14 protein-coding genes are annotated in these 18,965 nt (G+C 46.8%); 10 read left to right on the top strand and 4 right to left on the bottom strand.

The window, feature by feature from the left end; translation table 11 throughout:
• Positions 1–130: 130 nt before the first annotated feature.
• The gene (gene dpp5, locus D1614_RS12050; protein ID WP_119438200.1) at positions 131–2,218 is read left to right on the top strand and encodes a dipeptidyl-peptidase Dpp5; all 2,088 of its coding nucleotides are present in this window, start codon (positions 131–133) and stop codon (positions 2,216–2,218) included.
• Positions 2,219–2,270: 52 nt separating this feature from the next.
• Here the strand turns inward: dpp5 and D1614_RS12055 are convergent, their stop codons facing one another.
• Together D1614_RS12055 and D1614_RS12060 are read right to left on the bottom strand one after the other, a co-directional pair.
• Positions 2,271–3,095, bottom strand: coding sequence for a glycoside hydrolase family 16 protein (locus D1614_RS12055; protein ID WP_119438201.1), 825 nt, complete (start codon positions 3,093–3,095; stop codon positions 2,271–2,273).
• Positions 3,092–4,348 carry a M14 family metallopeptidase gene (locus tag D1614_RS12060; protein ID WP_119438202.1) on the bottom strand — a complete coding sequence of 419 codons (1,257 nt, stop codon included), beginning with the start codon at positions 4,346–4,348 and terminating at the stop codon, positions 3,092–3,094. Before D1614_RS12060 ends, D1614_RS12055 begins: the two co-directional genes overlap by 4 nt.
• Before the next feature lie 180 nt (positions 4,349–4,528).
• Here D1614_RS12060 and D1614_RS12065 point away from each other — a divergent pair, with 180 nt between their 5' ends.
• From D1614_RS12065 to D1614_RS12090, 4 genes are all read left to right on the top strand, one after another.
• On the top strand, positions 4,529–5,632 hold the full coding sequence (locus D1614_RS12065; RefSeq protein ID WP_119438203.1) for a Gfo/Idh/MocA family protein: 1,104 nt from the start codon (positions 4,529–4,531) through the stop codon (positions 5,630–5,632).
• Positions 5,619–7,103, top strand: coding sequence for a 4-alpha-glucanotransferase (gene malQ, locus D1614_RS12070; protein ID WP_206610003.1), 1,485 nt, complete (start codon positions 5,619–5,621; stop codon positions 7,101–7,103). Before D1614_RS12065 ends, malQ begins: the two co-directional genes overlap by 14 nt.
• A gap of 1,811 nt (positions 7,104–8,914) precedes the next feature.
• The gene (locus D1614_RS12085) at positions 8,915–9,466 is read left to right on the top strand and encodes a helix-turn-helix domain-containing protein (RefSeq protein ID WP_119438207.1); all 552 of its coding nucleotides are present in this window, start codon (positions 8,915–8,917) and stop codon (positions 9,464–9,466) included.
• A gap of 11 nt (positions 9,467–9,477) precedes the next feature.
• Positions 9,478–11,133 carry an AMP-binding protein gene (locus tag D1614_RS12090; RefSeq protein ID WP_119438208.1) on the top strand — a complete coding sequence of 552 codons (1,656 nt, stop codon included), beginning with the start codon at positions 9,478–9,480 and terminating at the stop codon, positions 11,131–11,133.
• Between the two features lie 88 nt (positions 11,134–11,221).
• On the opposite strand, the gene D1614_RS12095 is transcribed toward D1614_RS12090, so the two are convergent.
• Entirely contained in the window at positions 11,222–12,025 is an 804-nt protein-coding gene (locus D1614_RS12095; protein ID WP_119438209.1) for an alpha/beta fold hydrolase, read from the bottom strand.
• 43 nt (positions 12,026–12,068) lie between these two features.
• The gene (locus tag D1614_RS12100) at positions 12,069–12,782 is read right to left on the bottom strand and encodes a pyridoxine 5'-phosphate synthase (protein WP_119438210.1); all 714 of its coding nucleotides are present in this window, start codon (positions 12,780–12,782) and stop codon (positions 12,069–12,071) included.
• Positions 12,783–12,849: 67 nt separating this feature from the next.
• Between D1614_RS12100 and D1614_RS12105 the strand changes: the two genes are divergently transcribed.
• The 5 genes from D1614_RS12105 (at position 12,850) to bamA (ending at position 18,911) form a co-directional block, all read left to right on the top strand.
• Entirely contained in the window at positions 12,850–13,515 is a 666-nt protein-coding gene (locus tag D1614_RS12105) for a CBS domain-containing protein (protein ID WP_119438211.1), read from the top strand.
• Between the two features lie 12 nt (positions 13,516–13,527).
• On the top strand, positions 13,528–14,409 hold the full coding sequence (locus D1614_RS12110; RefSeq protein ID WP_119438212.1) for an NAD kinase: 882 nt from the start codon (positions 13,528–13,530) through the stop codon (positions 14,407–14,409).
• Between the two features lie 314 nt (positions 14,410–14,723).
• Positions 14,724–15,476 (top strand): type IX secretion system protein PorG, encoded by a 753-nt coding sequence (porG, locus tag D1614_RS12115; protein WP_162304481.1) that lies wholly within the window; start codon positions 14,724–14,726, stop codon positions 15,474–15,476.
• 2 nt (positions 15,477–15,478) lie between these two features.
• Positions 15,479–16,225 (top strand): undecaprenyl pyrophosphate synthase, encoded by a 747-nt coding sequence (uppS, locus tag D1614_RS12120; protein ID WP_119438214.1) that lies wholly within the window; start codon positions 15,479–15,481, stop codon positions 16,223–16,225.
• A 4-nt stretch (positions 16,226–16,229) separates the two neighbouring features.
• Positions 16,230–18,911 (top strand): outer membrane protein assembly factor BamA, encoded by a 2,682-nt coding sequence (gene bamA / locus D1614_RS12125; RefSeq protein ID WP_119438215.1) that lies wholly within the window; start codon positions 16,230–16,232, stop codon positions 18,909–18,911.
• Positions 18,912–18,965 lie beyond the last annotated feature (54 nt).

Below are 18,965 nucleotides of genomic sequence, written 5' to 3' on the forward strand. Positions count from 1 at the left end.
AATTAAACATTCGATTAGAATCAGGGAAGAGGTATCGTGAGGTACCTCTTTTTTTGTTGATAATGATGGCAGTAATCATTGTTAAGCTGCCTGTATTTTATTTAATTTGAAACTTCATTTCGAAATAAATATGATGAGAACTATCGCAACAATTTTTATGCTGACGGTACTTTTGTACAGTTGCCAGCAAAAACAACAGGTAAAGGAAACAACAAAAAACTACGTTCCTGAAACCCCTGTCCTTGAGTCCGACAAAATGACACCGGAAGTATTGTGGTCGTTTGGCCGGTTGGGAGGTGCACAGGTTTCGCCCGACGGGAAAACAGTGCTTTACACGGTTACTTATTACAACATTGATGAGAACAAATCTTACCGGGATGTTTATACTGTTCCGGTGTCGGGCGGTGAGGCAACAAACATTACCAACTCGGTGGGGAACGAATCGAACGTTGTTTGGCGGCCCGACGGGAAGAAGATCGGATATCTATCCGGTGCTTCGGGCAGTGTGCAAATGTGGGAAATGAATCCCGACGGAAGCAGTGCCAAACAGATCTCGGATATTGAAGGTGGCATTTTCGGATTTCAGTATTCACCCGACCAGGCTAAAATTTACTACCTGAAAAGCGTAAAGCTCGATCCGAGCGTTCAGGACCTTTTCCCCGATCTGCCAAAAGCCAATGCACGAATTGAAAACGATATTATGTATCGTCACTGGGATACCTGGCACGATTATACCTACCAGCACATTTTTGTGGCCGACTATTCAGGAAAGATCCGCGAAGGAAAAGACATTATGGAAGGCGAGCGTTTTGATGCGCCAATGAAGCCTTTTGGCGGTACCGAACAAGTAGTTTGGAGCACCGACAGCAAAACCATCGCTTACACCTGTAAGAAGAAGGTGGGAAAAGAATACGCACTTTCAACCAACTCTGATATTTATTTGTACAATACCGAAACCGGGAAAACCATCAATTTCACTTCAGGAATGATGGGTTACGACCAGAACCCGGTGTTTTCGCCCGATGGCAAATACATGGCCTGGGAAAGCATGGAGCGCGACGGCTACGAGGCCGACAAAGTGCGGCTGTTTGTGGCCGAGCTTGAAACGGGCGAGAAAAAAGACTATTCCGAACATTTTGATCAGAATGCAGCTGGCTTGAATTGGAGTGCCGACAGCAAATCCATTTATTTTATCAGCGATATTCATGCTACCGAAGAAATTCACCGGCTTGATTTGGCAGATGGTTCGATTGCACGCTTAACAAATGGTGTGCACGATTACCACAGCGCAACGCCGGTAGGAGATAAGCTTTTGGCTGAAAAAGTTTCGATGTCGCAACCGGCAGAACTTTATTTGGTTGACCCGCTAACGGGTAAAGATGAAGCCCTGACAACGGTTAATAAAGGCATCTTGGATCAGCTGACCATGGGTAAAGTAGAAAAGCGCTGGATGGAAACCACCGACGGAAAACAAATGGCCGTTTGGGTGATTTACCCGCCGCATTTCGACCCGGCAAAAAAATACCCGACTTTGCTTTACAACCAGGGCGGTCCGCAGGGGACGGTAAGCCAGTTTTGGTCGTACCGCTGGAATTTCCAGATGATGGCGGCCAACGATTACATTATTGTAGCGCCCAACCGCAGAGGATTACCCGGTTTTGGTCAGGAATGGAACGAGCAGATTTCAAAAGATTATGGCGGCCAGAATATTGAGGACTTGCTGACAGCTATCGACGTAATGGCCCAAGAGCCTTATGTGGATGAAGCACACCTGGGAGCGGTTGGGGCCAGTTACGGAGGTTTCTCTGTAATGTACCTGGCCGGTCATCACCAGGGGCGTTTTAAAGCTTTTATTGCACACGACGGTATTTTTAACTTCGAGCACATGTACACCTCCACCGAAGAAATGTGGTTTGTAAACTGGGACTACGGCGGTGCTTACTGGGACAAAACCAATGCAGCCGCTCAGCGTTCGTACTCTTTCTCGCCTCACAAATATGTTCAAAACTGGGATACTCCGATCCTGATCGTTCAGGGTGAAAAAGATTACCGCGTTCCGGCCGAGCAGGGAATGGCGGCATTTAATGCTGCCGTGTTGCGCGGCGTGCCTGCACAAATGCTGTATTTGCCCGAAGAAAACCACTGGGTACTGCAACCACAGAACGGAATTCTGTGGCAACGCGTTTTCTTTAACTGGCTGGATAAGTATCTGAAATAAACAATTTCACAGCATAAAGAGAATCGTCATCTGTAAAAGGGTGGCGATTTTTTTATTGGTACACTTTTACCCAATCCACGATCATGCTCACCGGCAGGTCTTCGGGGGTGATTTCGCCCACCCAGGAACCGCCAAGCTGCTGGTCGATCAGGATGTAAAAGGGTTGATCGTAGGGCCACTGAGTGGAATCAACATCCGCAACCCGCGGATAGGTGAAGGTATTTTCCCCGTTCAATAAAAACTCGAGTCTGTCGGGATACCATGCCAGCCCGAACACGTTAAAAGCAGCCGTGTCGATTTCAGCGGTGCCGTAATGCGGCGGATTGTCTTTCTGCCCAAGCTCGAGCGTGTAATACGAATGCGTGGTCTGGTATATTTTTGTATCGTAATTCAGGTGTTCCATTATGTCGATCTCTCCGTTTCGCGGATAATTACCGTATTTCTTTTGTTCGGCCAGCATCCACATGGCAGGCCAGGCACCACGGGCATTTTCCAGCTTGGCACATATTTCAATTTTTCCGTACTGAAAAGCAAATTTTCCCTTGGTGTAGATACCTCCGGTTAAATAAGGCCGGGGATCGCTGATGGTGTCCGTATTCTGAATGCCGTTCAAGTAAATACACCCGTTTTTGAAAGAATAGCAAGCCGGATCATCCGACATATGTTTTCCCCAGTCGGCATTGTTGGGGACTATTTTTGTCCATTTCTGCGTATCAAGTTCGGCCGCGTTAAAGTCATCTTCCCAAACCAATTCCCATTCTTGGTCACTACGGTCGGCATTCTGTATAAAAATGTACAGGTTTTCGACGGTATACGGCTTTTTTTGAATACAGGAAGTGAAGAGAAGTAAGAACAGGAAGACTGGAAATAATTTCATTTTGACTCTGGTTTTAGTAGCAATTGCATTGAAGATGCAGCCGTTGCCCCGCCTTTTTCCCGAATCAGATCGCGCGGTGTATCATCGCCCACTTCATAGGTGAAAGCCTCGGCATGAAAGGCATGGAAAATTGATTCGGAAGAGCTGATGTGAGGTGCATCCTTTTCGTTAGGCTTTACATTAGGCGTATAACCCGGTATCTGCCCAGCTGTGGCTGCTATGATTTTCGGAACCAATCCGGGCATATTGCCGTTCAGCTTGGGTGAAATGGTGTAGTAAATATCCTCGAAGGTAGAGTGAAAATCGATGGCCAGGTAGAATTTACCTCCCTTGATGACTTTGTCCTGCATAAACCGGCGGATAAGTTGGGTTTCCGGTTGCCGGAAAGCTTCCCAGTCGCGGTTCAGGTCGATGCCACCGGCATTGTGCCGCCAGTGACCGAGATCCACTCCGTCGGGGTTTATGCACGGAACAACATAGGTCAGGTATTCGTTTCGGAAGCTTTGCGTAAGTGAATCCGAAGCACACAGGCGTTCCACAAAGGCTTGCATCGCCAGCCAGCCTGTAACTTCCGGTGGGTGCTGTCTCGACAGGATCATCACCATTTTCTTGCTTTCCGGGTTGCCTATCTGCAAGAGGCTGATGGATTTCCCGTTCCGGCTTTTGCCTATTTCCTGTTGTGTTACAAACGAAAATGTGTCCAGTTGCGCTTCCCAGCGGTCGATGTCTTTCGAAACAATCAGTTCCTGGGCCGCAATCCAGGTGGTGTCTGAACTCACCGAAAGATCAAACTCACAAAACGTTGGTGCAAGCTTTCGGGAAAGCGAAACCGAATCAAGCTGGTAACTCGCCGAATCTATTTTTGCCCAGGTTTTTTGGTCGCGGCTCAGTTTGGGGTAGTAACGATGGCTGACTCCTTCGTTGTAAGTAATTTTAACGCGGATGTTTCTTGGGGTGTCGCTCCACACCTTAAACGCATACCACGGGCTGGCGTTAACCGGCGTATTCTCGGGCGTGATCAGTACCGTTACATGGTCTTCACCGGTCATGGCGATGCCATTCAGGCGGGCGCCGTCAAATTCATTCGAAAAGTGCAGCCCTTTCCCAATGTGATACGTTTGCTTCCATTGATATTGAATAGGGCGGGTTTCGGTATTTACCCGCTGAATGGCTTCCTGGCCTTTCCATTGTTTATCTCCACACGACCAGAAAATGGCCCAAAGAAAAATGAACAAATACCATCGTTTCACCATACCAATCAGAATAATGATTTTAATGACTAAACATAAAAAAGTAACGGATTGTTGTCTCGTTTACTTCATTAGCAGGCTTAGATTATTCAGCTCTTTTAACAGCTGTATCATAATTTTGGTTAAAGCTAATCATTTTCAATCAAAACTTTAATTTTGCAACACAATCAATTAAATGAAAAAATGCAAAAGATACACGTTGGTTTTATAGGGGCAGGCGGCATTGCGCAGGCACATGTTTATGCAATCGAGGCTTTAAAATTTTATTACAATGAGATTCCTGAGATTATTCTGGAATCAGTGTCTTCGGCAAGGCCCGAAAGCAGGGAACGGTTTGCGCAAAAATATGGTTTTCGTGAGGCGCAAAGCCAGGAAGCATTTTTTGCCAACCCGAAACTCAATGCCGTATTTATCCTGGGGCCCAATAAAGTCCATTTCGAGCATTTTGAAAAAGCATTGAAAATGCCGGGTGTCCGGTATATTTATCTTGAAAAACCGGTGTGTTCGTCGTTGAAAGAGGAGCAGAAAATGAAGGAATTACTTGCAGAAGCCGGTTCGTCAGTGAAGATCCAGGTGGGATTTCAATATTTGCAAACCTCGGCCGTGCGCGAAGGCTTGAACTTCTGGAAGTCGGGGGCGCTGGGCAAACCCGTTCATTTTGATTTGAAATATTACCACGGCGACTACCTGCACGAAGAGTACCGCAAAAAAAGGGTAACGCGCCTTACTCCGGCACCCGATGGCGGTGCAATGGCCGATCTGGGCTCTCACGGAATCAGCCTGTTGATGGCTTTTATGGGCGAAGAGATTCAGATTACCAGTGCTTTGCAGGCAGGCGATTTTGAAGGCGTTCCTGCCGGTTCCGACCTGTTTAGTTCGCTGTCGTTGTTCGAACCGCAAACCGGCGCGGTTGGCAACATGTCGGCAAGCCGCATTAGTTCGGGCTCCGGCGATTTGGTGCACCTCGAAATTTATGCTGAAAAAGGGGCGTTTCGCTACTCGTCTCAGCACTCCGAATATTACGAATATTACCTCGAAGGCTCCAATCAGTGGGTAAAGCAGATTGTGGGCAGCCATTATAAACCGATCACCAGCTTCCCGTCGGGACACGTGCCTCCGGGCTGGTTGCGTTCGTTGGTGCATGCGCACTACCTGTTTTTCTCGGGTGATGATGCCGCTGCCAATATCGCCGATTTGCGCCACGGACTGGCCGTGCAACGCATTGTACGGGAAACAGCTGATCATCTGTCCACTTTCAGAAAGAAATTCAAAAATGAACAAGCGTAAAAGCGGAATATTGCTGCACATTACTTCCCTGCCGGGGAAGGAGGGGATTGGAACGCTGGGAGCGGAAGCTGTTAAGTTCGTCGATTTCCTGAAAGAAACCGGGCAAAAAATTTGGCAGATACTTCCGCTGGGGCCGGTGGGCTACGGAAATTCGCCCTACCAGTGTTACTCCGCTTTTGCGGGAAATCCATTGTTGATCGATCTACAGGTATTAAGCCAGGAAGGCTTAATTCCGAATGAAGACCTGGCCGCAGTTCCGCGATTTCCGGCAAAAGAAGTCAGTTTCGATAAAGTGGAACGCTGGAAAATGCCGCTGCTTCGCAAGGCTTTTCAGGTATTCAGGGATCGAAATTTTGAAAGGTACCGCGACGAATACGGACGTTTTCTGGACGAGCACAACTGGTGGCTGGGGGATTATGCCCTGTTTATGGCTGCCAAACAGCATTTCAATAACGACGACTGGCACCTTTGGCCGCGGCCCGTTAAGTTCAGGGAAGAAGCCGGGTTGAACGATCTGAAGCAGGAACTGGCGGAAGAAATTGAATTCCGGAAGTTTTTGCAGTTTGTGTTTTTCAGGCAGTGGCACGCTTTGAAAGCTTATGCCAACGATAACGGTGTGGAAATACTGGGCGATGTGCCGTTGTATGTTTCGGGCGACAGCGCCGATGTGTGGGCGAATACCGATATTTTTGTGCTCGACGAAAACCTGCAACCCACGGAAGTGGGAGGCGTTCCGCCCGATTATTTCTCGGAAACCGGGCAGTTGTGGGGAAACCCTGTTTTCGATTGGGAGCGTCTGCAAAAGCGCGGTTACGATTGGTGGGCTGCGCGGCTGCACTTTAACCTGCGGATGTTTAACCTGGTGCGGATCGATCATTTTCGGGGACTGGAGTCATTCTGGTCGGTGCCGGCCGGCGAACAAACAGCTATCAACGGCGAGTGGATTCCGGCGCATGGCCACAACCTGCTGAGTTTGATCAAAAGTCATTTGGGAAAACTGCTGTTTATTGCCGAAGACCTGGGAATCATCACACCCGAAGTGGACAAGCTGCGCGAAGACTTTGGATTGCCGGGGATGAAAGTGCTGCAATTTGCGTTTACCACCGATGCTGAAAATAAGGATTTGCCACACAATTACGGGAAGAATTTTGTGGTGTACACCGGCACACACGACAACAATACTACACTTGGCTGGCTGAATGCGTTGGAAGGGGAGGAGAAGCGTTGTGTGAAGCAATACCTGAAAGGCGAAGGCAAGGAAGCTTTGGCGGAGTTGCTGGAAATGGCGCTGGCTTCGGTGGCACGAACTGCCGTGGTTCCCATGCAGGATGTGCTGGAACTGGGCGAAGAAGCCCGGATGAATACGCCCGGAACACCCAGCGGAAACTGGGCCTGGCGGTTTCGCTGGAGCGATTTAAAAACCCATCAGAGAAGATTGCTGAAATCGTTAATAGAGAAATACAACCGGTAAAGCTCAAAAGGTTACCGATACCGTTTTTTGCTTTCCAAGCCCGGTAATCAGGCTTTTACCCTTGGTAATTGCTTCTTTTCCCAAACGGATCATAGCTTTTACCTAAAGGATTGTTTCGCTACCCAAGGTAATCTCTATCATCCTGGAGGTAATGGTTTCGATTACCCCGGTAACCATAGCTTTTACCTAAAGGATTGCTTTGATCCTTAAGGTAATCTCTATAATCCCGGAGGTAATCAGGCTGATTACCTGGGTAAAAACTCCTGTCCCCAAGGGATTTCTATGTTACCCGAGGTTTGAAAAGCGCAGAAAGTGCCTGTTGGCGAGAGATGCAGGAGTTACTCGTATTTCCGGAATGGTTTTCCGATACCGGAGGTATCACATATTTGTAGCTTTGAAAGAAATGCGTTCGTGCGACTCCGGCCGGAGTCGTATTTGCGATTCATTGTTTTTGCTATCAACATTTGAATCCTCCGGATTCAGTTTATTCGCGTTTAGCATAAAATGCGAGCAGCCAGTATTCAGTCGCAGTTTGAACAGAAGCTTTTTCCAAAGTTTCAAACTTTGGAAAAGATTATCCTAACAGATTAGTTGCTTGCGATGTGATTGTACCCCACGAAAACAGGAAATTATCGCCGGTTTAGCGCACTTGCATAGCCGGAACATTACACCCCGGTAAATCAAAATAACCAGGCGCGGAAACAGAAAAACCAGTGCGAAACGGAATTTACGGGGTACGATTGCATTCCGCTGTGGAAATTTGCATTCCGCTATGGGAAATTGCATTTCTCCGAGGTTTTGTTGCATTCCGCAGTGGGAATTTCCATTCCGCTTTGGTTTGGCGCATTTCGCGTTGAAAATTTGCATTTTGATATTGGTTGGCCGCATTTCGCGATGGTGAGAGCCGCTTTGCCTTGGAATTTTCTTATTTCCCGAAAGAATGGATGTCACCGTAACAAAACCATCATGATTACGGGAATCACCAACAGAAATGAAAGTTAAAATGTATACTCCTATCCGGGATTTGTTTTTTTATGCAGAATATACAATGTAGAATTCCCAATATCCAATTTCCTGCATTTTGTTGGATATTTTACATTCAAAATTGAGAATTGGATATTTTTTAAGATTGACTTTCAGCAAAAAACTTCCACAAATACATTTGAACAAATCTCTATGGTCCGCTGAGGAGCAGCCTGATTGCTTCGAAAAAATTCTTGTATCCCGGGATTTTAGGTTACCCGAGGTTTGAAAAGCGCAGAAAGGGGCTGTTGGTAAGGGATGCAGGAGTTACCCGGATTTCCAGACTGGTTTTCCGATACCGGAGGTATCACATGTTTGTAGCTTTGAAAGAAATGCGTTCGTTCGACTCCGGCCGGAGTCGTATTCGCGATTCATCGTTTTTGCTATCAACATTTGAATCCTCCGGATTCAGTCTCAGTTTGCAGGGATTGAAGGACTGAAGTACTGACGGATTGAATTTTAAACAGCCAGTGACCAATAGCCAATGGCTAGTGGCTTGCAGCTAGTGGCTTGCAGCTTATTCATGCATTAAAGCATTTTAGCATTCAAGCATTGAGTTGAAGGACTGAAGGATTGAAGGACTGAGTGACAGTACAGAATTTTCAATAATCAATATTCAATTGCCAATGACTCGCAGCTAGTAGCTAGTAGCTTGCAGCTAGTGTCTTGCAGCTTCTTGCTCTTTTCTGATTTATTTGTAAAAAGAGGAGGTAACTTATCGGCTGAAGGTCCCTGTTTATCGGGCAAAACAAGTATATTTAGCCAAAACTAAATCAATTAAAACCAACATGAACGAACAGATTCGCGAAATTGCATGGCGGTTAAGTGGCTTGCGCGAGGTGCTGGATATCCCGGTGGAGGAAATGGCGGCAACCTGCAAGGTTTCGGTAGAGGATTACCTGGGCTATGAAAGCGGTAATACCGATATTCCGATTGGCGTGCTGCAAAACGTGTCGAAAAAATACCAGGTGGGTTTAACAACTTTGTTGTTTGGCGACGAACCCAACATGAAATCATATTTTCTTACCAGGGCAGGGCAGGGACCAGCCATTGAACGCACGAAGGCCTATAAATACCAAGCGCTTGCTGCGGGGTTTGTGGGGCGAAAAGCCGATCCCTTTATCGTAACCGTGGAGCCGGAGGAGGACAAACCGGTGCATTTAAACAGCCACAACGGACAGGAATTTGACCTGGTACTGGAAGGACGAATGTTGCTGACGGTTGGCGGGCACGAACTGGTACTGAATGAAGGCGACAGTTTGTATTTTGATGCGACGCTTCCGCATGGAATGAAGGCGCTTGACGGGAAAAGAGTGCGGTTTCTCGCAACAATTTTTTAAAACAGAAAGGCATGATTGAGAACTATTTAAAACAGACGACCTTTACTGATTTCGAAGATTTTAAGGCCAATTATAAATTGATTATCCCTGACGATTTCAACTTTGCGTATGACGTGGTGGACGGATGGGCGGCAAAGGAGCCGCAACGAAGAGCTTTGCTTTGGACCAACGACCAGGGAGCGTGCCGCAGCATTACTTTTGGCGAATTAAAGGAAATAAGCGACCGCACGGCGGGGTATTTTTCGTCGCTCGGAATAGGAAAAGGCGATATGGTGATGGCGATTTTAAAGCGCCGGGTGGAGTTTTGGTTTACCATTATCGCGCTGCACAAAATCGGGGCGGTAATTATTCCGGCAACTCATTTGCTTACCCAAAAGGACATCGTTTACCGTGCCAATGCGGCAACGATTAAAGCCATTGTCTGCGATGGCGACGAGCTGATTATGGATCATGTAAATGCAGCCATGCCGCAGTCTCCTTCGGTAGAACACCTGATTTCGATTGGCCCGCTTATCCCCGAAGGCTGGGGAGATTTTCAGCAGGGAATTGAAAGTGCCACGCCTTTTGAACGTCCGGCGGAACCAACCAAAAACAGTGATCCGATTATCGTGAGTTTTACTTCGGGAACCACCGGCGATCCGAAAATGGTGGTGCTCGACAGTGTGTATCCGCTGGGGCACATTGTTACAGCAAAATACTGGCAGAACCTGCACCCAAACAGTTTGCACCTGACGATTGCCGATACCGGCTGGCTAAAAGCGGTCTGGGGAAAACTCTATGGTCAGTGGCTGGTGGGAGCGAGCGTGTTTGTGTATGATCATGAAAAATTTACGCCGTCGGCCATTCTGGAAGTGCTTTCGAAACACCGGGTAACGTCGTTGTGTGCGCCGCCAACTATTTTTCGCTTTCTGATCCGTGAAGACATGAGCCGGTACGATCTGTCGGCGCTCGAATGGTGCACGATTGCCGGAGAGGCGCTGAACCCGGAAGTTTACAACCGGTTTTACCAGTTAACGGGTATAAAACTGCGTGAAGGTTACGGACAAAGCGAAACCACGCTTTCGGTGTTTACTTCGCCCTGGGTAGAACCCAAGCCCGGTTCGATGGGCCTTCCCAGCCCTCATTACGAGATGGAACTGCTTACTTCCGACGGACGTCCGGCAGAAGCCGGCGAACAGGGGCAGATTGTGATACGCTACGATAAAAATTACCCGGCGGGACTGTTTAAAGGGTATTACCGGAATCAGCAACTGACCGGCGAAGCCATGTCGGAAGGGATTTATTATACCGGCGATCTGGCGTGGAAAGATGAGGATGGCTATTTCTGGTTTGTAGGCCGTGCCGACGATGTGATCAAAAGTTCGGGTTACCGCATCGGCCCGTTCGAGGTGGAAAGTGCCTTGATGACGCACCCGGCGGTGGTGGAATGTGCGATTACCGGCGTTCCGGATGAAATCCGCGGACAGGTGGTAAAAGCCACTGTCGTTTTGGCAAAGGAATACAAAGAGCAGGCTGGAGAAGGGCTGGCACAAGAACTACAGGACCATGTAAAACAGGTTACGGCACCGTATAAATACCCACGGGTGATTGAATTTGTAGAGGAGTTGCCTAAAACCATCAGTGGCAAAATCCGCCGCGTGGAAATCCGCGCCCGCGACCGCCGATAAATGGCTCGCGGGAATCCAACAGAAATGAAAGCATTAGTAGTTTGTGACTTTAATTTTGCTTCATGGATATTTAGAATGTACTATTTTCTCAGCAGCAAAGCATTACTGCTTCCATAAATTTTTTGGGTTGTTCGGCATGAAGCCAGTGCCCCGCGCCGGGAATGTCCACGATTTTGGCTTCGGGGTAAATTTCTTTGATCAGGGTTTCGTCCTCGGGCAAAATGTAGCGCGACAACATGCCACGGATAAAAATAACCGGGTAGGCCGTGATCGGCGTGCGGTCGTCAAGCCAGTTCAGGTTAACCCCGCCGACTATTTCATCCAGGTGATCGTACAGTACTTCCACGTTTACCCGCCACTGGTAGCGTTTGGTGGCTTTGTTTTTCTCCACATTTTTCAGCAAAAACTGCCGGATGCGGGCATCGTCCAGTTTCTCTGCCAAGAAATCATCCACATCGGTTCTGGATTTAACCTGCGAGAAATCAATTTCCTGCATGGCCAGCAGAATATTCCGGTGGAGGTAAAACTGGCTGTCTTCTTTCAGTAAAAGGTAATCTTTGGGGGCAATGTCGGCAATCACCAGTTTTTCGACGCGCTCGGGGTAATCGGCGGCAAACCACATGGCTGTTTTTCCGCCCATGCTGTGCCCGAGCAATGTTGCTTTCTCGATGTTGTGCCGGTCAAAAAACTCGAGCAAATCGGCCCGCATGTCGTTGTAGGTATGCGACGCGGCAAAGGGAGAGCGCCCGTGGTTTCGCTGGTCGAGCATGTAAACCGTGTGCTTTTCGGCCAGACGTTTTCCAATGTTCATCCAGTTGTCCGACGAACCGTATAATCCATGAACCACCACTAACGGCGATCCGCTGCCTTCTTTTCTGTAAAACAATTCCATACGATAGTCGCAGTTTTCAGTCTCAGTAAACAGTTTTGTGTTCCTACTTTAGACAGTCGAGGTATTTCTGAATGGTGGTTTCGAGTCCCAGGTAGAGTGCATCGGCAATCAGGGCGTGTCCGATCGAAACTTCCTTCAGGTTGGGTATTTTGTGGTACATAAACGGCAGGTTTTCGAGGCTGAGATCGTGCCCGGCATTTACATCGATCCCCAGGTTTTCTGCCACCTTGGCTGCCCGTACGAAAGGCTCGATTGCCTGGTTTTTGTCGATCGGGTAGAGCGTGGCATAGGGTTCGGTATACAGCTCAATGCGGTCGGTACGGATTTCTGCAGCACCTTCCACCGCTTTTTCTTCCGGATCAACAAAAATGGACGTTCTGATTCCGTGCGACTGAAGACGGGCAATCACTTCTTTTAAAAAGCCCATGTGTTTCCAGGTGTCCCATCCGTGGTCGCTGGTCAGCTGGTCGTTCGAATCGGGAACCAGCGTTACCTGGTCGGCCTGAACTTCGATCACCATTTTCAAAAAATCTTCACTGGGGTAGCCTTCAATATTAAACTCGGTTGTAATCAGCGGTTTAATCTCGTAAACATCCTTGCGGGTGATGTGCCGTTCATCGGGGCGTGGATGAATGGTAATTCCCTGTGCTCCAAATTGCTGGCAGCGGATGGCTGCGTCTTTCACACTTGGCATACTGCCGCCACGTGAGTTTCTCAGTGTGGCAATTTTATTTATATTTACACTTAGTCTGGTCATTCCTTAAAATTTTTGGAACGCAAGTTACAATTTTCGGGTATAACCAGTAACGATAAACCGTAAAGTTTTGTTGGCAGATCGACTCATATCAGATGCAATTATTCCGGTGCGCAGCAGCGATCCCGGGAAGAAAGCCTTGAATTACATGGATGTAAACCGTGTGTCGCATATCCCGGTTGTGGACGAATCGAAGTACCTGGGCCTGGTTTCGGATAAGCTGATTTACGACCTGAATCTGATGGACGAACCGATTAGCCGGGAACTGGACAAGCTGGATACAACTCATGCACACATCGATCAGCATATTTTTGAGCTGGCAGTACTGATGTACAAACTTAAAATTAGTGTTTTGCCGGTACTGGATAAAGACCATTATTACATGGGGTCGATTACCTTGTATGACCTGGCCAGGAGATTTGCCAGTTTGTTTTCGCTTCAGGAGCCCGGTGGCGTGCTGGTTTTGGAAATGAATGTGAATGATTATTCGGTGGCACAAATCACCCAGATCATCGAAAGCAACGATGTGAAAATTCTTAGTTTTTTTGTAGACCGCAGGCCCGGAACCAACATGCTTGATGTGATTATTAAACTCAATACAGAAGAACTTTCGGCGGTGGTGCAGGCGCTGATGCGTTACGATTACAATGTAAAGGCCACTTACCAGGACCGCTCGATGTTGAACGACTTGTACAAAGATCGTTACGACCAGTTCATGAAATTTATGAATATTTAAAGCAACTCTTAAATGAAGGTAGCGGTTTTTGGAACCCATGTTTCGGAGCATTTTACACCTGTTTTGCAGGATTTCTTTGGCTTTCTGAAAGCACACAATATACAGGTGCAGGTGTACAAACCTTTTTACGACCACCTGATAAAGGATATAAATGCAGATGTTTATTATTCATCGTTCTTTCATTCGCATGATGATTTTGACAGCGGAAATGCATTTATTTTCAGTGTGGGAGGCGATGGTACCTTTCTTCAGTCGGTGCTGCACATACGCAATTTCGAGGTGCCGGTAATTGGAGTAAATGCCGGGAGACTGGGGTTTCTGGCCGATATATCAGAAGACCATATGAGGGATGCCCTGATCCATATCTTTAAACACAACTATAAAGTAGTGGAACGTTCGATGCTCGAAATTGAGTTTTCTGACCGCGAAAACCTGGATTTTAATTATGCGCTGAACGAAACTACGGTGTTAAAGACTGATAACTCGTCGATGTTAAACGTGATGGCTTTTATTGACGGGGAGTTTCTGAATAATTACTGGGCCGACGGTTTGATTGTAGCCACCCCAACCGGATCAACGGCTTATTCGCTGAGTGTTGGAGGCCCTATTTTAACACCCGACTCCGAGAATTTTATAATAACTCCGCTGGCACCGCATAACCTCACCATCCGGCCGATTGTAGTACCCGACAATTGCGAAATTGTACTTAAAGTGGAAGGTCGTGGCTCCAATTACCTCATTTCGCTTGATTCGCGTTCGGAGGCAGTCGAGTTTTCGACCCTTATCAAAATCCGTAAGGCATCCTTCAAATTAAAAACCCTGCAGCTTCCTGAACAGCCCTTTTTCAGCACCTTACGGAATAAGTTGATGTGGGGCGTTGACCGCCGAAATTGAATTTCATCCAATGCTTAACAATTTTTAATCTTTGTTTGTGTTTTATAAGAGCGACAGGTTATGTTATTTTTAGAATTATATTACTTTTGTAGCTTTTGAAAAACGAAGGAAAGATCGATTTTTTCGATTAAAAATGTTGAAATTCAGTTGTTTATGAAAGCTGCTGGCCGGGAGTGAAAAGTTGTAATTTAACCCCGTTTTTTTGATCCTAACGAATCTGAAACAAAGCCAAACCTTTCTAAAAGCAATTCGGCAACAAGGATAAAAATAACATGCCTGAAATCAGAGTTAAAAAAACGAAATGGAATGCCAATATGAAAAGACTAGCATTGGTGTTTGCAATTGTTTTGATGACGGTATCAGGACATGCACAAAGAACAGCCGACATCGGGATTTGGGGCGGAACGTCAACCGTTTGGGGAGACATGGATAACAACGCCGCATTTGAAACATTCAACCCTACTTTCGGGGCTTATTTCAGGTATAATTTTAATGCGCGGGTGGCATTAAGAGCCATGTTCCTGACCGGAAGCATGTCGCGCGAAGGCACAGTGGAGGAAGCTCCCTGGGAATTTGACAAAAGCGCCCAGGACCTGACATTGCAGGCCGAAATTAATTACCTGAAGTACATTCTGGGGAAGAAGAAACTCCGTTTTAGTCCTTATGTTACCATAGGCGTTGGGGTATCGTATTTCTCTTACACATTTCGTCCCGAAGACGTTTATGTGTTTAATCCCGATCATCCCGAGATTGAGATTGACGGTAGCGGAAATTTTGTGGCCCGCGGGGAAGAGTCGGAAGTGGTACCCACCATTCCGTTCGGTTTTGGTTTTAAATACACCATTGGCGAGCGTTTGGGATTGGGAATTGAATACCAGATGCGGAAATACATGAGTGACCGCCTGGACGACCTGGATGATCCGCTGGCATATAAAAACGGGAATGAGGAGGTCTCATATAACCAGAATAGTCATAACAACGACTGGGTAGGTTATTTGGGCGTTCACCTTACTTACAAGATATACATTGGCAAGAAAGCTTGCCCGGCTTACGAAAGCAAACAATAAAAATGGAATCGTTCAGAAATAAGATAGATATCAACAACATACCACAGCACGTTGCGATCATCATGGATGGGAATGGCAGATGGGCTGAGCGGCATGGCAAGGCCCGTATGACAGGGCATGAACATGGCGTGGAAGCTGTTCGTGCGGTTGTGGAAGGAGCCGGGGAAATAGGGGTGAAGCATCTTACGCTTTATGCCTTTTCTACTGAAAACTGGAACCGCCCCAAAGCAGAGGTCGATGCCTTGATGGGCTTGTTGGTACATGCCATTGAGATGGAAACCGATTCCCTGATGAAGAACAACGTACGTTTGGATGCCATTGGCGATATTGAAGCCATGCCCGATCCGGTACGTAAACAACTGGAACAATGTATCCTCCGGCTGAGCAAAAATACCGGGCTGAACCTGATTTTAGCCCTGAGTTACAGCGGACAGTGGGATATTCTGAATTCCGTTAAGAAAATTGCAAAAGACGTTGTTGAACATAAACTGAAACCAGAAGAGATAAATAATAAACTGTTCAGAAGTTATTTGTCCACATCCGGCGTGCCGGATCCGGAATTGCTCGTCAGAACCAGTGGTGAGTACCGGATCAGTAATTTTTTACTGTGGCAGATTGCTTATTCTGAATTGTATTTTACTTCAAAGTTATGGCCTGATTTCAGGAAAAATGACCTTTTTGAAGCGATCGTAGATTACCAGAACAGAGAGAGAAGATTTGGAAAAACAAGTGAACAGTTAATGAGCTAATTTTATGATTAAACTACAAAAGTCGATAATAGGGCTTTTATTCCTATTTGTAACTTTTTTACCGCATGCAAAGGCGCAGGAAGCCGATAGTACCAACTTTTCGGTGTATTATTCCAGTGCCAGGAAGTACACGATTGCAGACATTCAGGTCTCCGGGATTCGTTACCTGGATAAAACCGTGTTGATTCAGTTATCCGGGCTTACCGTGGGCGATTATGTCGAGGTGCCAGGAGATAAAATTACCGAAGCAATCAAAAAATTATGGCAACAGGGTTTGTTTTCGGATGTGAAAATAACCGCCACTAAAATTGTAGAAGGAGACATTTGGCTTGATATCTATTTACAGGAGAGGCCCCGTCTGTCGGATGTTAATTTCTACGGTGTTTCCAAATCAGAAAAAGACGACATCACCGAAAAGGTTCTTTTGTTACGCGGAAGCCAGATTACCGACCACCAGGTAAACAGTGCACAACGTACCATTAAAGGAATATTTACCGCGAAAGGCTTCCTCAATACCGATGTAAACATTGTTCAGCGTGATGACAGCACGCAGAACAACAGCGTTGTCCTCGATATATATGTGGACAAGAAGGAAAAGGTAAAAGTCAACAACATCGAGATTGAAGGAAACGAAGCCTTGTCGGACAATGCCCTGGAAAAAGCGATGAAGAAAACCAACGAGAAGTCGTTGCGTAATTTCTTCAAAACCAAAAAGTACCTTGAAGAAGAGTACGAAAAGGATAAGGTAAACATGGTTGACAAATACAACGAAAAAGGATACCGCGATGCCGTGGTTACCAACGACTCTGTTTTCCAGGTGCAGGTGGGGAAAAAGAACAAGACCCGTGTCAATATCGACATGACGGTGGAAGAAGGAGACAAGTATTACTTTGGTGATATTAAATGGGTGGGGAACACCGTTTACCCGTCAGAGTACCTGAGTACAGTGTTGGGAATTAAAAAGGGAGATGTCTTCAACCAGAAGATTCTGGATAAACGCTTGTTTGACAACGACGAAGGTTTGAACAACCTGTACCTCGACCAGGGATATCTGTTTTTTAACCTCGAACCGGTGGAGGTGAATGTTAACAAGGATACCATCGATTACGAGATGCGTATTATGGAAGGCAAACAGGCTACCATCAACGAAGTACGCATTGTGGGGAACACCAAAACGCACGAACACGTGGCTCGTAGAGAAGTTCGTACTTATCCGGGCGATCTTTTCAGCAAAACATTGTTGATGCGTTCGTATCGTGAATTGGCGCAGCTCGGGCATTTCGACCCGGAAGCGATTAATCCCGATGTGCAACCTCACCCCGAAGACGGCACGGTTGACATTGAGTACCAGTTGCAGGAAAAAGCCAACGACCAGATCGAGCTTTCAGGAGGTTGGGGAGCCGGTATGTTTGTTGGATCGGTAGGTCTGAAGTTTGCCAACTTTTCGGTGCGTAACATCTTTAACAAGGAAGCCTGGCGTCCGCTCCCGACCGGCGACGGACAAACGCTTAGTTTGCGTTATCAAACCAGTGGAAAATACTACCGTACGGTAAGTTTGTCGTTTATTGAGCCCTGGCTGGGAGGTAAAAAACCGAACTCTCTTTCGCTGTCGCTTTCGCATTCAAGAATCAACTACAGCGCCAATAAATATTACCAGTCGTACAATCCTTACGGTTACGGCGGTGGTTATGGCGGTTATGGCGGTTACAGTGGATATGGCGGCTACAATCCTTACGGTTATGGCTACGGAAGTTATTACCCCAGCTATAACTATAACTACGGATCGGAAAGCGATAACGAAGATGAAGCCCAGATTTGGGAAACAACAGCGTTGGCACTCGGATACGGTTACCGGTTGTCGTGGCCCGATGACTACTTTACTGTGTACCACGAAGCTTCGCTCGAACACTATAATTTAAGGAACATGGGAAGTTATTTTGCGTTCCTGGCCGACGAGGGCGGACAAGTAAACGGAACATTTAACAACCTGGGGTTTAAAACCGTTGTGGGCCGTAGCTCTATCGATAACCCACTGTATTCACGTAGGGGGTCTAATTTATCACTGACCTTGAAAATGACACCGCCTTATTCATGGTTTACCAATACCGATTACTCGGACGAGAACCTGTCGAATAAAGATCGCTACAAATGGATCGAATACCACAAGTGGTTGCTAAAAGGACAAATATATAACCCGCTGACCAATCCTAATTCAGATCATACACTTGTACTGCGTACAGCCTTTGAGATGGGATTCCTCGGATATTTCGACAAGGGAAGACAATCGCCGTTCGAAGGATTTATCGTGGGTGGTTCGGGTATGTCGGGCTATAACATGTACGGAACCGACTATGTGGCTTTAAGAGGTTACAAGGATTACAGTTTGAGTCCTTCCAGCGGGTCGAAAATGTACTCGAAATTTACCATGGAACTTCGTTTCCCGATCACCCTGAAACCAAGTGCTACGATTTACGCACTGGCTTTTATTGAAGGTGGTAACACCAGTATGTCGTTCCAGAATTATTCTCCGTTTAATTTGCATCGCTCCGCAGGGTTGGGGGTACGTATTTTTCTCCCGATGTTTGGTTTGATGGGGATCGACTGGGGATACGGATTTGACGATATACCAGGCTATTCAGACGCTGCCGGAAGCCAGTTCCACTTTGTTATCGGACAGCAGTTCTAGAAAAACGTTTTACGATTTGGCATAAAATATGATAGATCGACACCAGAATAATTT

It is taken from the genome of Maribellus luteus, assembly GCF_003576475.1.
GTDB lineage: Bacteria > Bacteroidota > Bacteroidia > Bacteroidales > Prolixibacteraceae > Draconibacterium > Draconibacterium luteum.

Coding starts and splice junctions, on each gene's coding strand:
- dpp5 (WP_119438200.1), top strand. CDS start 131: ATGATGAGAACTATCGCAACAATTTTTATGCTGACGGTACTTTTGTAC.
- D1614_RS12055 (WP_119438201.1), bottom strand. CDS start 3,095: ATGAAATTATTTCCAGTCTTCCTGTTCTTACTTCTCTTCACTTCCTGT.
- D1614_RS12060 (WP_119438202.1), bottom strand. CDS start 4,348: ATGGTGAAACGATGGTATTTGTTCATTTTTCTTTGGGCCATTTTCTGG.
- D1614_RS12065 (WP_119438203.1), top strand. CDS start 4,529: ATGCAAAAGATACACGTTGGTTTTATAGGGGCAGGCGGCATTGCGCAG.
- malQ (WP_206610003.1), top strand. CDS start 5,619: ATGAACAAGCGTAAAAGCGGAATATTGCTGCACATTACTTCCCTGCCG.
- D1614_RS12085 (WP_119438207.1), top strand. CDS start 8,915: ATGAACGAACAGATTCGCGAAATTGCATGGCGGTTAAGTGGCTTGCGC.
- D1614_RS12090 (WP_119438208.1), top strand. CDS start 9,478: ATGATTGAGAACTATTTAAAACAGACGACCTTTACTGATTTCGAAGAT.
- D1614_RS12095 (WP_119438209.1), bottom strand. CDS start 12,025: ATGGAATTGTTTTACAGAAAAGAAGGCAGCGGATCGCCGTTAGTGGTG.
- D1614_RS12100 (WP_119438210.1), bottom strand. CDS start 12,782: ATGACCAGACTAAGTGTAAATATAAATAAAATTGCCACACTGAGAAAC.
- D1614_RS12110 (WP_119438212.1), top strand. CDS start 13,528: ATGAAGGTAGCGGTTTTTGGAACCCATGTTTCGGAGCATTTTACACCT.
- porG (WP_162304481.1), top strand. CDS start 14,724: ATGAAAAGACTAGCATTGGTGTTTGCAATTGTTTTGATGACGGTATCA.
- uppS (WP_119438214.1), top strand. CDS start 15,479: ATGGAATCGTTCAGAAATAAGATAGATATCAACAACATACCACAGCAC.
- bamA (WP_119438215.1), top strand. CDS start 16,230: ATGATTAAACTACAAAAGTCGATAATAGGGCTTTTATTCCTATTTGTA.